At 47.0% G+C, this 20,483-nt stretch carries 20 protein-coding genes; 14 read left to right on the top strand and 6 right to left on the bottom strand.

What is annotated here, in order from left to right:
• The first annotated feature begins 10 nt into the window (after window positions 1-10).
• From K6Y21_RS16910 to K6Y21_RS16885, 6 genes are all read left to right on the top strand, one after another.
• Complete coding sequence (locus K6Y21_RS16910; RefSeq protein ID WP_233073071.1) at window positions 11-736, top strand: SDR family NAD(P)-dependent oxidoreductase; 726 nt, start codon at window positions 11-13, stop codon at window positions 734-736.
• Window positions 736-1,992 (top strand): NAD(P)/FAD-dependent oxidoreductase, encoded by a 1,257-nt coding sequence (locus K6Y21_RS16905; RefSeq protein ID WP_233073070.1) that lies wholly within the window; start codon window positions 736-738, stop codon window positions 1,990-1,992. The genes K6Y21_RS16910 and K6Y21_RS16905 overlap by 1 nt, the downstream gene beginning before the upstream one ends.
• Window positions 1,989-2,753 (top strand): DUF1365 domain-containing protein, encoded by a 765-nt coding sequence (locus K6Y21_RS16900; RefSeq protein WP_233073069.1) that lies wholly within the window; start codon window positions 1,989-1,991, stop codon window positions 2,751-2,753. The genes K6Y21_RS16905 and K6Y21_RS16900 overlap by 4 nt, the downstream gene beginning before the upstream one ends.
• On the top strand, window positions 2,746-4,002 hold the full coding sequence (locus K6Y21_RS16895; RefSeq protein WP_233073068.1) for an SAM-dependent methyltransferase: 1,257 nt from the start codon (window positions 2,746-2,748) through the stop codon (window positions 4,000-4,002). Before K6Y21_RS16900 ends, K6Y21_RS16895 begins: the two co-directional genes overlap by 8 nt.
• Before the next feature lie 79 nt (window positions 4,003-4,081).
• Complete coding sequence (locus K6Y21_RS16890) at window positions 4,082-4,633, top strand: DUF2878 domain-containing protein (RefSeq protein WP_233073067.1); 552 nt, start codon at window positions 4,082-4,084, stop codon at window positions 4,631-4,633.
• A gap of 94 nt (window positions 4,634-4,727) precedes the next feature.
• Window positions 4,728-5,078 carry a hypothetical protein gene (locus tag K6Y21_RS16885; protein WP_233073066.1) on the top strand — a complete coding sequence of 117 codons (351 nt, stop codon included), beginning with the start codon at window positions 4,728-4,730 and terminating at the stop codon, window positions 5,076-5,078.
• Between the two features lie 35 nt (window positions 5,079-5,113).
• Here the strand turns inward: K6Y21_RS16885 and K6Y21_RS16880 are convergent, their stop codons facing one another.
• Window positions 5,114-5,824 carry a DUF445 domain-containing protein gene (locus tag K6Y21_RS16880; protein ID WP_233073099.1) on the bottom strand — a complete coding sequence of 237 codons (711 nt, stop codon included), beginning with the start codon at window positions 5,822-5,824 and terminating at the stop codon, window positions 5,114-5,116.
• Window positions 5,825-5,966: 142 nt separating this feature from the next.
• A complete protein-coding gene (locus K6Y21_RS16875; RefSeq protein ID WP_233073065.1) occupies window positions 5,967-6,365 on the bottom strand; it encodes a hypothetical protein in 399 nt (132 codons plus the stop codon).
• A 467-nt stretch (window positions 6,366-6,832) separates the two neighbouring features.
• Between K6Y21_RS16875 and K6Y21_RS16870 the strand changes: the two genes are divergently transcribed.
• The 4 genes from K6Y21_RS16870 to K6Y21_RS21425 all read left to right on the top strand — a co-directional run bounded on the left by K6Y21_RS16870 (window position 6,833) and on the right by K6Y21_RS21425 (window position 12,775).
• Window positions 6,833-8,956 carry a glycosyl hydrolase family 18 protein gene (locus K6Y21_RS16870; RefSeq protein ID WP_233073064.1) on the top strand — a complete coding sequence of 708 codons (2,124 nt, stop codon included), beginning with the start codon at window positions 6,833-6,835 and terminating at the stop codon, window positions 8,954-8,956.
• Window positions 8,957-9,290: 334 nt separating this feature from the next.
• On the top strand, window positions 9,291-10,811 hold the full coding sequence (locus K6Y21_RS16865) for a chitinase N-terminal domain-containing protein (protein ID WP_233073063.1): 1,521 nt from the start codon (window positions 9,291-9,293) through the stop codon (window positions 10,809-10,811).
• A 149-nt stretch (window positions 10,812-10,960) separates the two neighbouring features.
• Complete coding sequence (locus K6Y21_RS16860; RefSeq protein WP_233073062.1) at window positions 10,961-12,073, top strand: substrate-binding domain-containing protein; 1,113 nt, start codon at window positions 10,961-10,963, stop codon at window positions 12,071-12,073.
• A 99-nt stretch (window positions 12,074-12,172) separates the two neighbouring features.
• Window positions 12,173-12,775, top strand: a complete 603-nt coding sequence (locus K6Y21_RS21425; RefSeq protein ID WP_233073061.1) for a TetR-like C-terminal domain-containing protein — start codon at window positions 12,173-12,175, stop codon at window positions 12,773-12,775.
• A gap of 69 nt (window positions 12,776-12,844) precedes the next feature.
• Here the strand turns inward: K6Y21_RS21425 and K6Y21_RS16850 are convergent, their stop codons facing one another.
• Window positions 12,845-13,891 carry a PLP-dependent cysteine synthase family protein gene (locus K6Y21_RS16850; RefSeq protein ID WP_233073060.1) on the bottom strand — a complete coding sequence of 349 codons (1,047 nt, stop codon included), beginning with the start codon at window positions 13,889-13,891 and terminating at the stop codon, window positions 12,845-12,847.
• Between the two features lie 128 nt (window positions 13,892-14,019).
• On the opposite strand from K6Y21_RS16850, the gene K6Y21_RS16845 reads away from it, so the two are divergent.
• Both K6Y21_RS16845 and K6Y21_RS16840 read left to right on the top strand, forming a co-directional pair.
• The gene (locus K6Y21_RS16845; RefSeq protein ID WP_233073059.1) at window positions 14,020-14,487 is read left to right on the top strand and encodes an Lrp/AsnC family transcriptional regulator; all 468 of its coding nucleotides are present in this window, start codon (window positions 14,020-14,022) and stop codon (window positions 14,485-14,487) included.
• 49 nt (window positions 14,488-14,536) lie between these two features.
• Window positions 14,537-15,289 carry a transporter substrate-binding domain-containing protein gene (locus K6Y21_RS16840; RefSeq protein ID WP_233073058.1) on the top strand — a complete coding sequence of 251 codons (753 nt, stop codon included), beginning with the start codon at window positions 14,537-14,539 and terminating at the stop codon, window positions 15,287-15,289.
• Between the two features lie 260 nt (window positions 15,290-15,549).
• On the opposite strand, the gene K6Y21_RS16830 is transcribed toward K6Y21_RS16840, so the two are convergent.
• Window positions 15,550-16,536, bottom strand: a complete 987-nt coding sequence (locus K6Y21_RS16830) for a metal-dependent hydrolase (protein ID WP_233073057.1) — start codon at window positions 16,534-16,536, stop codon at window positions 15,550-15,552.
• Between the two features lie 72 nt (window positions 16,537-16,608).
• Between K6Y21_RS16830 and K6Y21_RS16825 the strand changes: the two genes are divergently transcribed.
• Window positions 16,609-17,277, top strand: coding sequence for a DUF2161 family putative PD-(D/E)XK-type phosphodiesterase (locus K6Y21_RS16825; protein WP_233073056.1), 669 nt, complete (start codon window positions 16,609-16,611; stop codon window positions 17,275-17,277).
• Between the two features lie 11 nt (window positions 17,278-17,288).
• On the opposite strand, the gene K6Y21_RS16820 is transcribed toward K6Y21_RS16825, so the two are convergent.
• Window positions 17,289-17,615, bottom strand: a complete 327-nt coding sequence (locus K6Y21_RS16820; protein ID WP_233073055.1) for a hypothetical protein — start codon at window positions 17,613-17,615, stop codon at window positions 17,289-17,291.
• Between the two features lie 182 nt (window positions 17,616-17,797).
• Here K6Y21_RS16820 and K6Y21_RS16815 point away from each other — a divergent pair, with 182 nt between their 5' ends.
• Window positions 17,798-18,340 carry a hypothetical protein gene (locus K6Y21_RS16815; protein WP_233073054.1) on the top strand — a complete coding sequence of 181 codons (543 nt, stop codon included), beginning with the start codon at window positions 17,798-17,800 and terminating at the stop codon, window positions 18,338-18,340.
• Window positions 18,341-18,358: 18 nt separating this feature from the next.
• Here K6Y21_RS16815 and K6Y21_RS16810 read toward each other — a convergent pair whose 3' ends face one another.
• Entirely contained in the window at window positions 18,359-20,455 is a 2,097-nt protein-coding gene (locus tag K6Y21_RS16810) for a GGDEF domain-containing protein (RefSeq protein ID WP_233073053.1), read from the bottom strand.
• Window positions 20,456-20,483 lie beyond the last annotated feature (28 nt).

The following is a 20,483-nucleotide window of genomic DNA, read 5'->3' as shown; positions in this document are numbered from 1 at the left end:
AGGAGTATTAATGCAACAAGTATTAATCACCGGTGCCACTTCTGGCATAGGGCGTCAGTTAGCCCTTGATTACATCAAGCAAGGCTGGATAGTGTGGGCCTGTGGTCGTAATCAGGCGGCCTTAACTGAGCTTAAACAAGCGGCAGGTGAACACCTTCATCCCCTGTGCTTCGACATTAATGACGTAGCGCAAATCGGCCAAGCAGCACGCAAAATCACGGCATTAGACCTAGCGATACTTAACGCTGGCACCTGTGAGTATATAGACGATGCTAAGCAGTTTGATGGAGCCTTGTTTGAACGGGTGATGCAGACCAATGTGATAAGTCTTGGTTATTGCTTACAGCATTTTCTGCCACTGATAAAGCGAGGTGGTAAGTTAGCGTTAATGGGCTCCAGTGCCAGTTATCTTGCCTTACCAAGAGCAGAAGCCTATGGCGCAAGCAAAGCGGCGGTGAGCTATCTGGCGCGTACTTTAGCGATAGATTTAAAACCCAGTGGTATCGCCGTGAGCTTAATTAACCCCGGCTTTGTTAATACCCCTTTGACCGCCAAAAACGACTTTCCCATGCCGATGAGTATCGATGTGGCTCAAGCCAGTGCTGCCATTATGGCGGGCTTGGCCAAAGATCGTTTTGACGTTCATTTTCCTAAAAAATTCACATTCATCTTAAAAACACTCGCCATGCTACCTGAATTTATTTGGCAAGGTTTGGCTGCAAGGATCCGCAAATAATGAAAAAAATAGCGATTGTTGGTACCGGTATTTCAGGCCTAGTGTCGGCCTACTTGCTTAATCGAGAGCACGATGTGCATGTGTTTGAAGCTAATGATTATATCGGCGGCCACACGGCAACGGTCGATGTGGAAGTAGAGGGCAAGCGCTGGGCGATTGATACCGGTTTTATTGTGTTTAACGACCGCACCTATCCTCATTTCGAGCGCTTGCTCGCACAGCTCGGCGTCAAAGCCAAGCCTACGGAGATGAGCTTTAGCGTCAATAATGTCCAAACAGGGCTGGAATATAATGGTCACAACCTTGATACCTTGTTTGCCCAACGTCGTAATCTTATTAACCCTAAGTTTTGGTCCTTTATTAGTGAAATACTGCGCTTTAATGCCAAATGTAAGGCATTGTGGGCCGAACAAAGCATCGATCCTGAATTGACCTTGGGCGACTTTTTGCGCCAACAACACTTTTCAGACTTTTTCAGTGAACACTATATCTTACCCATGGGCGCGGCGATTTGGTCATCCAGCTTGGCCGATATGGAAGCGTTCTCCTTGCTATTTTTTATTCGCTTCTTTCATAACCATGGCCTACTCAACATTAATGATCGCCCACAGTGGTACGTGATAGAGGGTGGCTCACGCAGTTACATCGACCCCTTGGTTGCTGATTTTAAAGACAAAATCCAGTTAAACACGGCCGTCACTCGGGTTGAGCGTGGTGACGAGGGGGTGGTGTTAACCTTAAACAATGGCCAACAAGCGTTTTTCGACGAAGTGGTGTTGGCTTGCCATAGTGATCAAAGCCTCGCCATGCTAGCCGATGCCAGCGAACAAGAGCGCCAGATATTGGGTGACTTGGCCTACAGTAGCAATGACGTGGTATTACACACAGATACCAACTTATTGCCGAAGCGCAAAAAAGCATGGGCTGCGTGGAACTATCAGCTCAATGGCCAGAGGGATAATCCGGCCAGCGTGACCTATGATATGAATATTTTGCAGGGGTTGCCCGCCGATGCGCCGACCTTTTGCGTTACCTTAAATCAAAGCCATGCCATCGCCAGCGACAAAATTTTGCGTGAATTTAAATACATGCATCCAGTGTTTAACCAAGCCAGCCTAGCGGCGCAGCAAGATAGACAACACATTTGTGGCCAGCGCCATACTCACTTTGCGGGGGCCTATTGGTATAACGGCTTTCACGAAGATGGCGTGCGCAGTGCGCTGGATGTGTGTCAGCGCTTTGGACTCAGCCTATGAGCCTCGCCTGCGCGCCCATTCAACACAGTGCCATTTATCAGGGTATGGTGCGCCATCGCCGCTTCACGCCCGTTAAGCATGAGTTTAAATACCGGGTCTTTTTCTTGGCTTTGGATCTTGATGAACTGGATACGGTGGCTGAACTTGGCCCCTGGTTTAAGCAAGATAAATGGGCCGCGCTCAGTTTGCGTCACAGTGATTACTTACAGCCTGAGCAGCGGGTGTCCCGCGCAGCCGTGTGGCAACAGGTTAAAAGCTTGGGCGGCACCGAATACGGTGGCCGTGTGTTAATGCTGGGCCAATTGCGCTGTTTTGGCCTCTATTTCAGCCCAGTCAATTTTTATTACTGCTATGACCAAGCCGATCAGTTGGTTTATTTATTGGCTGAGGTCAGTAATACCCCTTGGAATGAACGCCACTACTACTTGGTGGATGTGAAATCCAACGAGCCGACCGATAAGGTATTTCACGTGTCACCTTTTATGGATTTAGACATGAAATACCATTGGCGTATAAAGCCGCCGGCTAAGCAACTACGCTTACACATGGAAAACCGCAACAGCACTAAACTGTTTGATGCCAGTTTAATGTTACAGCGGGTAGATCTAACCAATCAAAGTTTACGTAAACAAGTGATAAAACTGCCTTCTATGACCATAAAGACCTTGGCGGGAATTTATTGGCAGGCACTCAAACTCTACTTAAAAAAAGTGCCCTATATCCCTCATCCTGGGTCAGCGACGGAGCATAAAAATGGATAATTCAAACGCAGTCACACTGCAAGCTCAACCTAGTCAGTGGCTGGACAAGCTAGCCAAAAAAGCCATCTGTAAAATACTGTCTCAACTAAAAGAAGCGGGATTGACCATTGAAGACCACGATGGACGCGTGTTTTATGGTGATCAAACTGCGTCATTGCAAGCCAAAATCATTATTCATCAAGGCCGTGTCTGGCGTCAGTTTTTATTGGGGGGCAGCATAGGCGCAGGTGAAGGGTATATTCAAGGTGACTGGAGCAGTCCAGATTTGACTAAGGTTATCCAAGTGCTAGGGCGTAACTTAAGGGTGTTGGACAAGCTAGAGAAGCGGTTTGCTTGGTTATCTGGATTGCGTCATTTAAGAGTGCACAAAGGCAATCGCAACTCGGAGCAAGGCTCGCGTAAGAATATTCTCGCCCATTACGATTTGGGCAATGACATGTATCGCACCTTTCTTGATCCAGAAATGCAATACAGCAGCGCCGTTTACCCGAGTGCGGATGCGGATTTAGACACGGCACAGTTACATAAGCTTGATTTGATTTGTCAGCGTTTAGCGTTAAAACCCGGCGAAACCTTACTGGAGATCGGTACGGGTTGGGGCGGTCTAGCCATTTATGCGGCGCAGCATTACGGCGTGCACGTGACCACCACCACTATTTCTGATGCGCAATATGAATACGCCTGCGCGCGCGTGGCAGAGTTAGGCTTACAAGATAAAATTACCCTGCTTAAGCAGGACTACCGTAAACTGGAAGGCCAGTACGACAAATTGGTGTCCATCGAAATGATCGAAGCCGTGGGCCATGAATATTTGTCGACCTTTTTTACCACCTGCAGCGAGCGTCTTAAACCCAATGGTAAGATGCTGATCCAAGCCATTACCATTGCCGATCAGCGCTATGACAGTTACCGGTCTGGCGTCGACTTTATTCAGCGTTATATTTTCCCTGGTGGCTGTTTACCTTCGATTAGTGTCATGAGCGAGCACATCGCCAATAAAACCGATATGGTGATGATGCAGCTTCATGACATTGGTTTAGATTACGCCCGTACCTTACGTGACTGGCTGCAGCGTTTTGAACACAGTTTAGCCGATATAAGAAAGATGGGGTACGGCGACGATTTCATTCGCTTGTGGAAGTTTTACTTATGTTATTGCGAAGGTGGTTTTTTAGAACGCAGTATTAGTACGGTTCACTTGGTTGCTGCTAAGCCGGAATACCGCAGCGAGCATTATCAAAACGACTAAAGGGAACTTTCAAATTTGCAAAGTTTGATGTTTAACGTATTATCGCCGCCCCTTAACGTGATTGAGTTTGGTTAGATAAATGATTTCGACTAAGGGTAGCTGGCCTACCCACTCAGCCCCTCGCTGGCTTGTTAAGCACTTCATCTGGGTGAATGCCTTGGTGTTTCAACTGGTGTGGTTCAGTTCTATTTTGATGCAACAGGACAGTTGGCCGATCACCCTGCTATTGCTATTTGGACATTTCTATTTAAGCCCTCAACGTCGTCAGGATGTGATCTTGATGTTTGGCGTGACCTTAGTTGGCATTATCATGGATTCCTCCTTGTCGGCCTTGGAAGTGTTTGTGTTTGCTGACCAAGTCTTAATGCCGGTTTGGCTTATCTTTATCTGGCTCCATTTTGCCTTGTGTTTAAACCACAGTTTGGCATGGTTACGCCGCATTCCTTTGGTGCTGGTTGCCTTGATTGGTGCTGTTGCTGGGCCGGCAAGTTACTTGGCGGGCTACCGTCTTGGCGCAGTAGAACTGTCCTACGGTAGTGTTATTTCAGGGGTTATTATCGCTGTTTTATGGGCCTTAGCATTACCCGCGTTTGTGCAATTTTCTGCCAAGCTTAAGTTAAGCCGCCAATAATGGGTTCTAGTGTTGCCCTTGTGCTGATGGCCAAGAGCTGGCATAACAAGGTAAATTTATTCTGATTGGTACGTCAGCGTATTGAGGGGCATTGATGGCGGTAAGTAAACGATTATCACGGCGTGCATTGGCACTTTTCGTGTTGTTTGTGACGGTTGTGGTTTATGCGGTGAACTTGCAACTCGCTAAAACGGAATTTACCGTGCTTAATCAATCGGCTGAAACTGTGGTGGTGACGGCCAACTGGCAGCAAAACCAACAGCAACTTGGTGAGCTAGCGCCTCAGCAGCAAGTGAGTTTTAGCTTGGAGGAATCCACCATGGTGAAATTGCGGGCGAGTTATGGCAGCGGCCGCATCACCACTGCGACCGTGCCTTCGTTTCAATTAGGCAGCAAAATTGTTGCCACCATTCGCGATCGTGAGATAGACATACAAGGGCAATAGCCCTTGTTAACGAGCACTGTGCCAGACTTGGCTGCTTAAGCTTGGCTAATCAGTGCCGATAGCACCCCGATAATGCCACCAAATACTCCCCCCCATACCACCAGCCAGCCTAGGTGCTGTTTTATCATTTGTTGCACAATTTGTTTGACCAACTCTGGGGTGAGTTCATTTAAGCGTTGCACTATGATGCTGTCGACGTTGTCGCGAATGTCATTGATCATATTAGGTTGCTCTAATTGAGCCTTTAGGTTTTGGCGAAAATCATCCTGCTGGCTAATGTCGAACATGGCTTGCTGCATTTTTGCAATAAAGGGCTGCTTGAGCGGCTCAAGGGCGGTTTTACCGCCGAGCATGTTGAGCATGGCACCAAAATCAGATGCTAAGATCACATCGACCAAACCATCAAAGCTCGGCTCTAAATCGATTTGTTCGATCACGGGTTGCAGGTCGATTTGAGTTTTACTGTCAAGCTCTTTACTTAAGAAGCGGTCAATGTTTTCTGCAGTAAAAAACTGCTCCATCATTAGGTTTTTTATTCCGAGCTTAAAGTCTTCAAAGCGGGCAGGAATGACCCCAGAGCCGTACAGTCCGGGCACTTTTTCGAACAACATATGAATGGCTAACCAGTTGGTGATGGCGCCCGAAAAGGCAAACAAGCCGGCAAATAACAGTATTTCATGATCTAGGGAGTAGCCTAAGATCAACGCGGTTAGGGCTAAAAGGTTGGTCAGTAAGCTTTTATTCATCATGCTATGCTCTAGAAGAAAAGTGGCAATTTTAGCAATGGATTGGTTTTTCTGGAAGTCGAAAGCAAAACACCAGATTAGGCTAATTCTATTAGCCTAATCTAGATCGCAGGGCTTGATTAAACAGCGCTTAAGATAATCTCTATTTTTCAAAATAGTACGTGTTAGATACTAACTCGTGGCTTGGTAATGCACTGGTCATTACCAGTTTTAAGCAGCCATCAGGTTTGATCTCAAGGGTCTTGCTAAAGAAGACGTCGGAGTCTTTTAGGATAACCGCTTCTAACAGGTTAGGCTTTTTAAACTCTAAACAGTCCTCATCGCCCGACCCCTTTCCTGTGTAGGGACGAAATTGACCGTCTGGAACTTGCTCGTAATGATGTTTCTTTTCAATATCGCGTTCGTTCTTGCTAAAGAACGAGATAACCAAGGTGTCTTCTTCTTGGCTAATTAAACAATGACCGCTGACAGGGTGGCTACCAAACTCAATATCGGCTCGGTCAGGGATTAACTGCCAATCACCTAAAAACTGTTCAATCATATTGTTTTCCACTTAAAAAAATGAATATATCGCGCTTAACATAATGAATATCGGTATCAAAATAGGATCGCTATTGCGTTGCCATCATTAAATATATTGGGCGATTATTGCGCCTTTTGGTCCCTCAATATCTTTAAGCAAAATTAGTACATTTATCTTCTGATTAGCAATAAGTATTTACGTTCAAATAGGCGATTTATGTCAGTATTTTTGGGTTTTTTATCTGGCTAAACAAAATTTTGAGATAATTGCTCAAAATGAACACGGATCAATGCGACCCTGGGGTCTGCGGAGGCATCATGGCTGGCATATTTTGACCGCAATCAGGCCGTGTTTGTGAGCCTGGTTGTTCTTTTTGTTGTTGCTTGAGTCGATTCGTTTAGTTCTGACCTGATTTTAGCTATAACCCATGTTCGATAGGCGTGAAGGGTTTATACCCGCTAACAATGCAGCAAAGGATTGCAGCTATGAAATTATTTTTCCCATGGCTTTGGGGGTGGAGCCTGTTAATGGCTGGCACGGTTGGGGCTGAGCCCATTCGCGCGGGCTATTTTCCGTTTTGGGCGACCTATAGCCACTCATATCACGTTAATGATGTACCGGCCGAGCGCTTAACTCACCTTATTTATGCCTATGCCAATGTTAGTGCGTCTGGCGAGGTGATTTTAGGTGACAAATATGCCGATGTAGACCGTATTTACCCAGACGACAGCGCCATTGGTGGTCGCCGTGGTAACTTTAACCAGTTGCGTAAGTTGCACTTACGTCATCCTGATTTACAACGTTTTATCGCGATAGGAGGTTGGAGTTATTCAAAGCACTTTGCGGTGGCCGCTGAGCAACCAGAACAGTTTGCCGCCAGTGTAGCGCGCTTTGTCGAGCAATATGAATTTGATGGCGTTGAGTTAGATTGGCGTTCACCTGTGATGCAACATCGTGGAGAGGTCGCCAAGCCACAGCAGCGCCAACAATATCTTGAATTGATTAAAGCCACCCGCGCAGCATTGGATAATTTAAGTCGTACCAGCGGCCAATCCTACGGCTTGAGTGTGACCCTGTCGGCCGATGCTCAAATGATGCCTAATTGGCCTTTGCCTGAAATGCAGCACTATGTTGATTTTATTAGTTTACTTAGCATTGATTTTCATGGCCGTTGGAATAAAAACACGGGACATTATGTGCCTTTGTATGCCTCCGCTGGTGAGCTAAGTGTGAGTTCGGCGATCACGCGCTTTTACGGTCTGGGTGGCCAAAATGATAAATTGGTATTGATTCTTGCTAGCCAAGGGACGGGTTGGCAAGGTGTAACACAACCGGGCGTCGGTCAGGCGACGACTGGAGTGCCATTAGGCACCTGGGACAATGATCAAACCGGCCCCACGGGCGTGTTTTCCCAGCAGGATATTCAAGGCTTTATTGCCGATGCGGATTGGCAGCAAGGATGGGATGAGGATGCCAAGGCCGCTTGGCTGTTTCACCCACAGCAACAAATATGGCTCTCATATGATAGCAAGGAAGCCATTGACGCTAAGCTAGATTATGCTCACAGCCAGCGGTTAGCGGGGACCGCATTATGGACCTTGTCAGGCGATGCGGTTGGCCATGCCAGTGTATTGCGTCAAATCCACCAGTTTGATGATTACGGACATAGCTTATGGCTCGATGTGAAACCTTGGTTAACTTGGATATTGTTGGCAATCGGGGCATTGGGATTATTACTGGGCGTGATTTATCGCGTTAAGCGTCAGCATGATCTGGCTCCACCTCTTAGCTTACCTGATTTAGTTACTCTGCTTGAGCAAAACAAATTGACGGATCAAGCGACCCCTGAGCCGATCCAGCAATTGGTTGCTAAGTTGCAGGCTTGGCAGCAAGGGACGTTAGCGAAGGAGCCGGATTCTCCGGGATCGACATCTGTGGTGGCGCAGATGGAGCCGAAACGGGACATTTTGCCTGTTTGGCAACAAAGTCGCAGCGTCGAAGGGTTACATCAAGAGTTAGTGAGTTGGTTTTCGCGCCATCCTGGGGTCAAGTCGGCTGCGGTCTACCAAGGAGAGCGTCAAATTGCGGCAAGTGAGACCCGAGAGCAGAGCGAAAGTGATCACTCCATTCAGTTATTACTCGACGATTTGGATGCGTGCGTGTTGCAGTTAGAAGTAAGCCCTGAACACTCAAATGAAGCCCACTTTCGTCAGCTTACAGATCAGTTAGGCCAGTGCCGTCAGTATTTAATGCAACTTTGTCGACAGCCACAATTGCTAGGGGAGTTACATACCATCGCTCAAGCCAAGGAAAAGCTGCGATATATCAAAGCTGAACGCGGCTACAGTGGGTTATATCTTGATGGTCAAACAGAGCCCAGCTACATATTAATGCGCTTAACAGGCATTAAGTTATATTTTGATAATCAAGCATTGTTGCAGGTACATCGCTCTTGGTTAGTGAATCCTAACCGAGTGGTTTGTTTGGAAAAACTGGTGAAAGCCAAATGGCAATTACGGTTAGATACGGGTGAAGTGGTGCCTGTTTCTAAGAGTTATGTGCAATGGATCCAACAACACTTTCCTCATTGGTGGCAGCAACGAGCGTGATTTGATGAAAGTGAGTGCAACACGGGTTTTTGTTAAGTTGTTGTTTTTAATTTTGTTTTTGTGTTTATCTGTTCGTTGTGGTGAAATTTAACCCGCCACTTTCGTTTGCTACTGACGCGCCCAACTGAGGTGGTGATGACGGCGTGAATGCATCTCAGTCGGCTTGGTGGATTTGGTGCATTGATACCCTCTTTACAAATATGTTTAAGGGTATGAATTTTAAAGGTTTATTTTAATTTGGTTTGATGTTGGTGAAACCTTCTAGGGAGCCAGCTGGTTAATCCTCCCGTTTGCGGCATGATGAATGAGCTAACGCCATTTACAAGGAGGAAACATGGCCAAATTAACTTATCTTTCACGCATTATCTCTACCGTTTGTGGGGCAACCGTTTGTGGGGCAACCTTAATGAGTGTGGCCCACGCAGCGCCCAGTCCAGCTCAACTTGATGTGCTGCCCACGACCACCAATGTCTATACCTCTTATACCGTGAGTTGGAACATGTGGTGGGGAGAAAATGCCCAGCGTTGGACCTTACTCAGTAATGGTGAAGCCTTATGTACAGGAGAGCTTGAAGAGCAAGGTAACAGCAAGCAAAGCGGATCATGCGAAGTTAAATTTACGCCTGGTGAGCATCGTTTGGTGGTGGAGCTATGCAATGCTTCTGGCTGTAGTGAGAGTGTGGCTCGAGCGCTTGTTGCTGCGGTTCCTGAGTTACAGGAGTGGCAACCGGATACCGCTTATGCTGCAGGCAGTTTTATTATCCAAGGTAAGAGCATTTATCAAGCTCAATGGTGGACCAAGAACGAGCAGCCACCGGCAAAAGTCTGGCAATTTGTGACTGAGCAAGGCGCGAGCCTATCAGCCGAAGTAGCCAATTGGCAGAATAACGCAACGGCCGCTTACACGATTCAACATGATGACTTATGTGCCTATATTACCGATGGCATCATACATCATGCCATTCCTGAGTTGTCAGCACGTGGCCTGCAAGGGTCTGTGGGGGTGATTGCGGGTAATTGTGCTAATTACCATTGGCAAGCGGTAGAGCAGTTTGCGGCCGCAGGACATGAAATCTATAACCATTCATGGATGCACACCAACCCTGTCGATCCCGCTTGGTCTGATGAGGTTGAAATTCGTCAAGCACAACAAATGTTAATGGAAAAAGTACCGACAGCCGTTGAGTTTTATGCCTTCCCACAAGATCAAGCCAGCGCCGAGTCCATTGCTGCCTTAAAGGCAGACGCGGATTTTATTGGCATGCGCTCGGTTAATTATTACCTCGCTCGTGGGGTAAATGATGCCGATAGTTTTGATCCCTACTTTATTAAGAACGACTTATTTACCAATTCAGGTATTTGGTCTGTGTATGAAGGCAGTGATGATATTTTACGGGCCTATGTCGATGACGCTGTGATGCAAGGTGGTTGGGCACTGCGTACCTTCCATGGGGTTGAGGATACCTCATGGGAACAAATCCCATTACAGCGTTACCAAGGTCATTTAGATTACGTTAAATCTTTGGTTGATGAGGGTAAGTTGTGGGTTGCAGGCGCGAGCGATGTGATTCGTTATGGCATGGCTCGTCGCAGTTGCCAAATGCAATCAACAACGCAATACGACGCAAGTTTGGTGTTGAGTTTTGATCTCAGTGATCCTGTGTGCAAGAAATACCTAGCGGATGATACTCAGCTTAGTGTGGTCGTGAGTGCTGACCAGGCGGTGAATCAAATCGCGGCGCACTATCAACAGGCTGACGCAGCACAGCAGCCGACCATCGCACGAATTAATGAACAGCAATTTGTGGTTAATCTGCTGCCGCGTCAGGGGCAGGTGGTGATTACCTTAGAGTAAGTGACATACCATTGAGCGGCTCTGGCGTCTGCTGGTCCGCTCAATGGGTGATTTTATCGCTAAGGGGGCAGGAGAGATAAGTAATACGGCATAAGATGATTTATAATCTATAGTTTGGAGTCAGATCAAAAAGATAAGGACATTGTTTCATGAAGCTCGCGGTGACCATTTTAATTGGGTTGGTTATGCTAAACCCATGTTGGGCTTCACATAACTCATCCTCAGAATACTGGTCCCTAGACGACTTTTGGCAAGCCTTTCCTCAGCAAGCTCGGTTAGCCGCCGATTTTGATAAACTCGTACAAGGGCCCGGCCAACCATTAAGTGTTAAACAGCAAGCGCCACTGCGTATTTTTGTGGTTTACCCTGGCCATCAAGTTTCGGATTACTGGCGTCGCAGTATTGCTTCTTTAACGGGACGTCTGGATGAGCTTAACATCCAGTATCAAATATATAACCACCACACCAGGCCTTCTGTTGCATTAGAACAGCAGCAGCGCTTAATAGAAAAAGCCGAGCGTTACCAGCCGGATTATTTAATCTTCACCTTAGATGTCAGCGAACATGCTAGCTTGATCGGGCATATTCTCGAACAGAAAAAAATGAAGCTTATCCTGCAAAACATCACCACCCCTTATCGTGCTTGGCAAGATAATCCGCCCTTTATGTATGTCGGGTTTGATCATGTGACGGGAACGAAAATGCTGCATCAATATTTTCGTGAACATTTTCCTCGTGCGCACTATGGCTTAGTTTTCCGTAGTCCCGGGTATGTGAGTGAAATGCGCGGCGATAGCTTTATTCATATGCAACACGCTTCCGGGTCAACCTTAGTTGATTCGGTTTACACTGATGGTTCGAGGCATGGTGCGGCGCTGGCGGTGCAACAGATGTTAACACAAGAAAATGACCAACCCTTGGACTTTATCTATGCCTGTTCAACGGATGTGGCGTTTGGTATTACAACGGCCATTGGCCGCACTGAAAAACTAACGCGACCGATTGCGGTGAATGGTTGGGGCGGAGGAGATAAAGAGCTGGAAGCCATTTTAGCAGGGGAGCTTGATGTGACCGTGATGCGAATGAATGACGATAACGGCGTCGCCATGGCTGAAGCAATGAAATTGTCATTACAGGGGCAGGATGCGCTTATCCCTCAGGTCTACTCTGGCGATTTTAAACTGGTCGATAAGCGGATCCACCCAGCAACATTAGAGCAGTATAAAAAGCGTGCATTTCGTTATTCTTCCCGCACAGAATAAGCACCTTTGTTGTTTCGCCACAGGGCATTAAATGGGATACTTTTTCTGCTGTAAATTATAATCTTGCATTAAGTTGGTTGTTATCAAGGAGGATAACTTGTGAGTGAAGTTGAAAAAGGAAAAGTCATTGCAGACGTGATTGCTGCTTTGGATTCAGGCAAACTAAAACTAACCGATGTGGCAGCCGTGGCCGAGCAGACGCCGCATGATATAGACCGTCTCGTTTCCCTGTTTGTTGATGATGCTGGGCTTAACTTTGAGCTCGCCAAGCAAGCCAATCGGCTGCTGGCCAGGTTTATTTCCAGCGCCGATCATAAACTCGCGCCGGCAGAGCGATTGATTGACATGGGAATGATGTACCTTGATTTTGCACAGTCTCATCCAGGTTTGTTTAACTATATGTTTAGTTATGAAGACAAGGATAAATGGCTCGATCAAAACTTTGCTGATATCGCCCATGCCAATTTTGCCTTATTACAAGAGACCATCAAGGAAGGCATCACAAAAGGTGTTTTTGTCCCTAAGTACGAACCCATTTTATCACTGTCGGCATGGTCTATGATCCAAGGTTTGGCGCATATCCAAGCTAATCGCCTTTCCCCGTTGTCGGACTCGTTATCGCAAGAGGCGAAGCGTCAGGTATTAGAAAACCTATTTTTAGGGCTACTCACGGACAATTACAAGGCCATTTATCAGCAATAGCTGTCAGCCTTTTAGACCGCAGTGCTTCGAGTTGCGCTCCTGCCTTCTTTGTGTCTTCACGATGCCTGCTTATTCAAATTGAGTCAGCCAGTCCTGATACTGGCTAATGCTCCCTATCTGTTGAGCGACCCAATGGGGTTGGTAACAGGTATCTAGGTATCGGTCGCCAGAGTCACAAATCAAGCTGACAATGGCGCCTTTTTGCTGTTTCTTTCGCATTTTCCGAGCAAGCTTAAGCACGCCATAAACATTGGTTCCCGTGCTAGGGCCGACCTTGCGGTTCAGCTTGTTTGCTAACCACAACATAGTGGCAATACTGGCGGCATCCGGTACCGAGCGCATACGATCTATCACGCTTGGGATAAACGAAGGTTCCACTCTTGGTCGACCTATCCCTTCAATTCTGCTGGCTTTACTGCTTTTTAAATCGCGCTCGCCTGTTTGAAAGTGGCGAAAAAAAACCGAGTTTTCGGGGTCAACCACGGTCAGTTGGGTGTCGACTTGGCGGTAACGGATATAACGACCTAAGGTGGCGCTGGTGCCTCCTGTCCCCGCTGACATCACGATATGACGAGGAACTGGATGAGGCTCTGCTCGCATTTGCTGGAAAATGGCCTCGGCTATGTTGTTATTACCTCGCCAGTCTGTGGCGCGCTCAGCATAAGTAAATTGATCCATGTAGTGGCCATTTAATTGCTGAGCTAACGCTTGAGCGGTGGCATAAATTTGGTCAGTTGAGTCAACCAAATGGGCTTGACCGCCATAAAACTCAATCTCGGCAATTTTCTTGGCAGCGGTCGATTTCGCCATGACGGCAATAAATGGCAACCCAATGAGCTGTGCAAAATAAGCTTCTGATACCGCTGTGCTGCCCGAAGAAGCCTCAATGATGGGGGTGTTTGGTTTAAGCCAGCCATTACATAAGGCATATAAAAACAGTGACCGAGCAAGGCGATGCTTTAAGCTCCCTGTGGGATGGGTACTTTCATCTTTTAAATAGATATCAATACCTGTCAGCGCCGGGAGGTTGAGTTTGATTAAATGCGTTTCGGCCGAGCGTTGTAAATCTGCTGTAATTGCTTGTATGGCTTGGTTTCGCCAAGTTAATAATGCCATCTGTCTCTCACTATCAGGGAAAGTGGCTTCAGTATAGGGGGCAAAATGGAGAAAAAGTTGCTCAACATTCTTCATTATTGACCATAATAAGAAAATATTTCTATTTTATATTTGTTATGGGGGCGAATTTGCTAGATAAGACAGATGTTAAAATTTTGAGCCTGTTGCAGCGTGACGCCAGCGTTGCGTTGACCGAGATTGCCGAGCAAGTGAATTTAACCACCACGCCTTGCTGGAAACGTATTAATCGGATGCAACAGATGGGGGTGATTAGGCGTCAAGTTGCCTTGCTTGATGCGGCACACTTAAAGTTAGACTTAATTGCCATGGTGCAATTGAAAACACAGCAGCACAGTCGTCAATGGTTTAATGATTTCCTATTACAAATAAAGGATTTAGAAGAGGTGATGGAGTGTTATCGCATGGCCGGTGAATATGACTATATGTTAAAGGTGGTGGTGCAAGATATGCGCAGCTTTGATGCCTTTTATAAAAAGCTCGTTAGCCGTGTCACTGGGTTAACGGAGGTCACCTCAAGCTTTGCCATGGAGCAACTAAAGTACACCACCGAGCTGCCTCTTTCTGCCTATAGTTAGCTATGAAATAGCTCTATTTCTTATTGGCTAACCAGTCTAGGGAGGGAAAGTGAAACTGAGCTACGCCGCGATGATATGCTTGTTGTGTTTTAGTTTTCTGAGTGCTCGGGTGTTGGCCACTCCGCGGATTGTGGTGGGGGGATCGGATAATTTAAAGCTGTCCGTTTACGGTCTCTGGGCTGAGTTGATTTATCGTGAGGCATTCAAGCGCCATGGTTATGAATTTGAATACTTAGGTTTTCCCGCTGCGAGGGTAGCGAGGATATTCATGCAAGGGAAATTGGACGGTGAAATCAACCGAATTGCCAGCTATGGCGAAGGTCGAGCGGATTTGATCCGCGTGCAGGAGCCACACTTTTCCATGAATAGTGTGGCTTACAGTCACCTTGCCGGGCTAACACTTGAAGGTTGGGACAGCTTTAACAGCTTGGCCTATCGCGTTGAATACCGTAACGGTTCTAAGCTGTTTGCAATGGAGATCCCGCCAAGAATGCCCGCTGAGCTGGTCTCTAAGGTCACCACCACGGAACAAGGGGTGAAGCGACTGATCCTCAAACGAACCGATGTGTTTTTAGAGTTAGATCTCTCGGTTGAAGATGCGTTAGCTAAACTGGATCCCGCACTTTACGATGTAGACTCCATTAAACCGGTGGCGACGCTAGCGACCAAACCCAGCTATTTATTTCTACACCGTAAACACCAGCAGCTTGCAGAGAAAGTGGCGCAAACGTTACGGGAGATGAAGCAACAAGGCGTGATTGAACACTACCGTCAACAAGCCATTGCACTCCATTCCCATTAGGGCCTGTTGACCTTTCGTGGTTAATTTTTGTTCGAGATAAAAGCGTTTTGGGCAAGGCGAGTAGTGTGTAACTTAGCATTCTAAGTAAATACTGCTCAACGACGCACAAAACGCTTTTAGCCGAATCCAAAGGACAGCGTTTGTTGGTCATTTCTACTGTGTTAGCGCCTTTTTGCATAGATGGCTATGCTGCAAAGTCTCTGCCTTGTATAAATACCCAACAAATCGCTGCAAAAACAAGCCCAATAGGTCAACAGGCCCTAATTATGTGCGATATTGCGATAGCGCTCCATTAACTGTGAAAAGTCGGCTTTAGGCTGAGGCAATTGAATAGGGACCATGGTTTGCCAAGCTGTGGTTGCCTGTACGCTGCTGGCTTGAGCAATGGCAAAGCTAAACGGGTAGTAGCCGCCCATGCCTAAACGGAGATCCGTGGCGTGAAGCTGATCATCAACCTGATTGAACTGGAGTAAACCGCCGCTAAACCACTCTAACCGGCTTAGGTGGGGGGAGGTAAAGTTCGCTAGCTGATCGCGGCCCGTGCTGTAGTGTTGCCATTGAATCGGTTGGCGATTAAAAACATAAGTAAAGCCTTCGCTGTATTGTTCGCCCTCATAACTGAGTACTCGCCATGCCAAAATGTTAAAGGGAGTAGGCGCAACAAAAAGGGTGTGTGCGTTAGGTCTTTGTTCATAGACCTGCTGCTGTACTTGCCATTTAGCGAATTGACTGGCGCCAAGGTAGCCACAACTTAGGGCTAGCGCCCAAGTATTGATTTTCTGCCAGCGCGTGGGGTGCTTGGAAATGGCTAACCCGAGCCCTGCAATGAGCAAGGGTAAGGTGTATAGAGGATCGATGATAAACACACTGGACCAGGAAACCGGCGGGGTGGTCATTGGCCACCAAATTTGGGTGCCATAGGTGGTAAAAGAATCCAGTAGGGGGTGAGTGATCAACGCAAGCCAAATCAGCATAAATCCCGCGACGGGATGCGCGCGCACACTTTGCCAATATTGCCTCGCCAATAGAAACAGGATGCCAGCTAAGGCAGACAGTACAAATAATGAGTGACTAAAACCGCGATGGCTGGTGTAGTTGGCGATATCGTCACCATAGTTAATCACTACATCCATATCTGGTAAGGTGCCTAACAGGGCGCCAGCAATTAATGCTTTTTTACCAAAAGGTTTGTAACCAATCGCCGCGGCAACCGAGGCACCAAGGGCGATTTGCGTGACTGAATCCATAACAGTTTTTGTCCTTTCACGTTAAGATGCGACAGCATATTGAGTTTAACTTATTACCCTATCTTACGAAGCATGACAATAAAACGATTAGAAACGGATCTTTACCCGCCCATTAAAGCCATGTTGGAGGCTCAGGGCTTCACGGTGAAAGGGGAGGTGAAACAGTGTGATGTGATGGCGGTTCGTCAAGATGACATCTTGGTCGTGGAGCTAAAGAACACCCTAAACCTGACGTTGATCTTACAAGCGGTAGAGCGCTTGGCCTTAACGGATTTCGTTTATATTGCCGTTCCCGCCGATTGTGCGCCACTCAAAAAGCAGCAAAAAAGCATTATTAAGTTACTGCGTCGTTTGGGGCTGGGGTTAATTGTTGTCGCCTTTGTGGGAGAGCAAGCCTATGTTGAGACATTAGTTTCCATCGGAGACTATCAGCCGAGAAAAAACACGGCAAAAAAGCAATTAGTACTGAACGAATTTCACCAGCGACAAGGCGACCCTGAGCTTGGCGGGGCCAGTAGCAAAGGGAAAAAAATGACGGTATATCGTCAGCGAATGATCCGCATTGCTCAATATCTTGAGCATCATGGGGCCACAAAAGCGGGCGTATTGGCGAAAGCCATTGACGAGCCTAAAGCAGGAAACATGTTGTCATCGAACTTATATCACTGGTTTGAACGCATTAGCACGGGGGTGTACCAACTCTCTCGACAAGGCAGGGAAGAGATACAGCATTGGCGTTAGCCAGGTGACCCCTAATGGGTCGCTATAATGCGGCGATAACTCATGTTGCTGGTCATTAGGCCAGCCATGTTTAATTTGTTGGCCAACTCGATAGGGGCCACATCGGCGAATTGGTTTTGCGCAAACTTCAATCCACTTACTATCACCTCATCGCCTTCACGGTGGGAGATAAATAATTCAAAACTACGCAATGTTTGCAACTCTTGCTGCAGCGCTTCCAGACTGACTTGATCTGTAATGGCAAAATTACGCACTTGATGTTGGTAACAAAGCATGACTTGCTTAAATCCATCAATTTGATTCATGCGTGCGATTGCTTGAGATAATGACATTTCCATTGTACTTCCTGCCCTTTGTCACTGGTTATAGTGCTTTTGTATTACAGGTTGATTAAACGCCAAAAAATTATTTCAGGGTTAAATAGTTTTACGTCCATTGGATGCATATGGATTAATTTCTTCATGCTGAGGTGATAAAGTAAATCGCGAAACCTAGTTAACATATTATTTTGGGGCGAAAAATGAAGGGATTGATGTCGTTGGTTGGCGTTCTGGGGCTCGCGGTGGCGGGTTATTTTTTGGTTGCGGCACCGGAATCGCTACAGACCTACTATTTTAAAACCATCCCCGTTGCAGTGGACACGCGCGCCGATATCAAGGTTGAGCAACAAGCAACCGAACAAGTCACCTTTGAGATCGTCAACTCAACCCCACAAGATAAGGTGGCCTTAACCGGTCTCGTGTTTAGCTCGGTGGTGGAAACCTTGGACCAAGGCTCGATTGAAGAGCTAGACCAGCAAAGTTTTCAAGATATCATCAACAAAATGGGTCAACAGTTACCTGAAAATGCGGTGATATTACGAGAGCGTGGTTTTATTGAACAAGATGGCCAGCGGGGTTATCGAGTGGTATTTGACTTGGATTTAAATGGTCAGTCAATGCAAATGGAGCAACGCATGTTTGTTTATCAAGGCCACATGTTGTTATTAATGAGTAAACATCAAGGTAAAATCAGTGATAAGCAGACCGCGGTCGCTTTTTTTGACTCGGTTGCATTTTTATAAGCTGTGCCGTTAACCTGCTTATGTTCTAAATAGGGCAAGGCGGTTTTTCCCTTGACGCTTAGCTTGATATAACGCGATATCAGCTTGATTAAGCAATGTGTTTACGGACGGTGGTGAGGCTAAATCCAGTGTGGTCATGCCAGCGGAAATCGTCACTTTGCCCAGCTCACTATGCAGGTTCGGGATCGCCAGATCAGCTAGACTGTGAATAGCTTGGTTGACTCGCTCAATCACTTCTTGTTGCGGTTGGCCCTGTATAACTAGCGCAAACTCCTCACCGCCAAAGCGCGCTAAGGAATCATCAGCACGACGAAAATGCTGTGATAATAAGGCTGCCACCTGCTTGAGTGTCTCATCCCCTTCAAGATGGCCATAGTGGTCGTTGTAAGATTTAAAGAAATCGATATCGAACATGACCACATGCAAGCTGAGTTGCTGCCGACAGGCATGCTGCAAGGCAAGTTGTAGGCTGCTGTCTAGCGAGCGACGGTTAGCGACTCCAGTGAGGGGATCGGTGATAATCAGGCGATTCAGCTTGGCATTGGTGTTCGCCAAGGCTTGATTACTTGCTTCCAGTTGTTGGGTGCGCTGAGTGACTTTTTGCTCAAGCTCTTTGTTTAGCTGGATCAGGTTTTGTTCGGCCTGCTTACGTGCGAGCATCTCTGATAATGTGGTGCCAAAGATGCGGATCAATTGCTGGGCATGTAAGCTCAAGGCGTAGCCATTGATCAGGTTGTCGGCAAATAAAAAGCCGATCACTCTATGATTACTGCGTAATTGTAAAATCGCATTCCAACCCGTGCCAACGGGGCGGTTGTTATGATAAAGGGTGGCGGGATCTTCGATGGCTAATACGTCTTCATTTTGAATCGCTTGCTTGATCAAATCCGTTTTGGGTGTGGGGGTGTTGTACCAGGTTTCATCAACGATGTTACCTTGCAAGTCGGTGCCGTAGGTGCCTCGAATCGTTGCTCCATTGTCATCACTGAGAAAAATTGCGACCCGATCGAGCATTAATTGCTGTTGCGCTAGGGAGACGGCTTGGTAACAGACATCCAATTCTGTTTTCGCAGCCGAGAGGGTTTCGCTGCTGTTATAGAGCATTTTAAGGTTTTCTTCGGCTCGCTTGCGCACGAGAATTTGGCTAAACATGTAAGCAAAGGAGCGTAACAGCTCTTTGTCGTAAGGGGTGATAGGGCGTTGATTGATCAGGTTATCGAGTGCGATCCAGCCCAGCAGATTGCTACCATCTCGCAGCACTAACATGGCATTCCAGCCATGCCCAACCACGTTTTGATCGCTGAATAAAGGCACGTCTTCGAGCACCACAAAATACTCTTGGGTGTGCAAGCAGGTATGCATAAATAAGGGGGACATTTTGTGCATATCATAGACATGGCTATGCTCGTCGGTCGTATTTCCTTGTTCATCCGTGCCGTAAGTGGGGTTCATGGTTGAGGATTGGGGGTTCAGTAAAAAGAGGGCGGCACGATCGTAGTTGAGTGGTGTCCTTAGGCTCTCTACGGCTTCTCGATGCAACTGATCCAATGAATCCGCATTGCTCAATTGTAGGTTGATGTTTTGCAGTAGTATCAGCGACTCGGCGAACTTTTTCGAATCGCCTTGTGCCGCTTGCTCCATGTTTTCACTGGCTGCACTGAATTGCACATTCACTTGTTGGTAGCCATCGAGCTGAAGGCGATAACCCAACTGTCTCAACACGCTCTCAAATAAAGGGGCTTGGTCCAGTTGAGATAAAGAAAATAGCGGTGCCTGAAAGGCAATACATAAGCGCGTATTGACTTTTGCTGGCCAAACGAGGATTTGCCAAGTTTGATCATATTGCTGGTGGTACCAAGTGGTTTGGCGTCGTGTAAGGGGAAAGGCAATATGATTCGCTAAATCCGGGTCAAGCTCAGCGCTATATTGGCAAGCTTGATTGCGTTTTTGGCTGGCGAGCTGATAGGGCTTAGGGTGGAGATCTAAGACACACACCTGGGTGGCATCGATAACCATGGAAAAGGTGTCAATTAATAGCGCTAAAACATCACGCTGTTGATTACAACGGTCAAGCTGACGTTGGAGATCGTGAATCTGTTGTGAGAGTAAATCCAAGCCCTATCTCCCCAAATACTTCAGTAGG

This window comes from Motilimonas eburnea, assembly GCF_021295345.1.
Classification (GTDB): Bacteria; Pseudomonadota; Gammaproteobacteria; order Enterobacterales; family CBDFNC01; genus Motilimonas; species Motilimonas eburnea.
This window is presented reverse-complemented; position numbering and strand designations above follow the sequence as displayed.

Excerpts from the sequence above, each read along its gene's own strand:
- K6Y21_RS16860 (WP_233073062.1), top strand. The coding sequence starts at position 10,961 with ATGAAGCTCGCGGTGACCATTTTAATTGGGTTGGTTATGCTAAACCCA.
- K6Y21_RS16825 (WP_233073056.1), top strand. The coding sequence starts at position 16,609 with ATGACAATAAAACGATTAGAAACGGATCTTTACCCGCCCATTAAAGCC.
- K6Y21_RS16890 (WP_233073067.1), top strand. The coding sequence starts at position 4,082 with ATGATTTCGACTAAGGGTAGCTGGCCTACCCACTCAGCCCCTCGCTGG.
- K6Y21_RS16910 (WP_233073071.1), top strand. The coding sequence starts at position 11 with ATGCAACAAGTATTAATCACCGGTGCCACTTCTGGCATAGGGCGTCAG.
- K6Y21_RS16905 (WP_233073070.1), top strand. The coding sequence starts at position 736 with ATGAAAAAAATAGCGATTGTTGGTACCGGTATTTCAGGCCTAGTGTCG.
- K6Y21_RS16830 (WP_233073057.1), bottom strand. The coding sequence starts at position 16,536 with ATGGATTCAGTCACGCAAATCGCCCTTGGTGCCTCGGTTGCCGCGGCG.
- K6Y21_RS16870 (WP_233073064.1), top strand. The coding sequence starts at position 6,833 with ATGAAATTATTTTTCCCATGGCTTTGGGGGTGGAGCCTGTTAATGGCT.
- K6Y21_RS16820 (WP_233073055.1), bottom strand. The coding sequence starts at position 17,615 with ATGGAAATGTCATTATCTCAAGCAATCGCACGCATGAATCAAATTGAT.
- K6Y21_RS16895 (WP_233073068.1), top strand. The coding sequence starts at position 2,746 with ATGGATAATTCAAACGCAGTCACACTGCAAGCTCAACCTAGTCAGTGG.
- K6Y21_RS16900 (WP_233073069.1), top strand. The coding sequence starts at position 1,989 with ATGAGCCTCGCCTGCGCGCCCATTCAACACAGTGCCATTTATCAGGGT.
- K6Y21_RS16815 (WP_233073054.1), top strand. The coding sequence starts at position 17,798 with ATGAAGGGATTGATGTCGTTGGTTGGCGTTCTGGGGCTCGCGGTGGCG.
- K6Y21_RS16850 (WP_233073060.1), bottom strand. The coding sequence starts at position 13,891 with ATGGCATTATTAACTTGGCGAAACCAAGCCATACAAGCAATTACAGCA.
- K6Y21_RS16885 (WP_233073066.1), top strand. The coding sequence starts at position 4,728 with ATGGCGGTAAGTAAACGATTATCACGGCGTGCATTGGCACTTTTCGTG.
- K6Y21_RS16880 (WP_233073099.1), bottom strand. The coding sequence starts at position 5,824 with ATGAATAAAAGCTTACTGACCAACCTTTTAGCCCTAACCGCGTTGATC.
- K6Y21_RS16865 (WP_233073063.1), top strand. The coding sequence starts at position 9,291 with ATGGCCAAATTAACTTATCTTTCACGCATTATCTCTACCGTTTGTGGG.
- K6Y21_RS16875 (WP_233073065.1), bottom strand. The coding sequence starts at position 6,365 with ATGATTGAACAGTTTTTAGGTGATTGGCAGTTAATCCCTGACCGAGCC.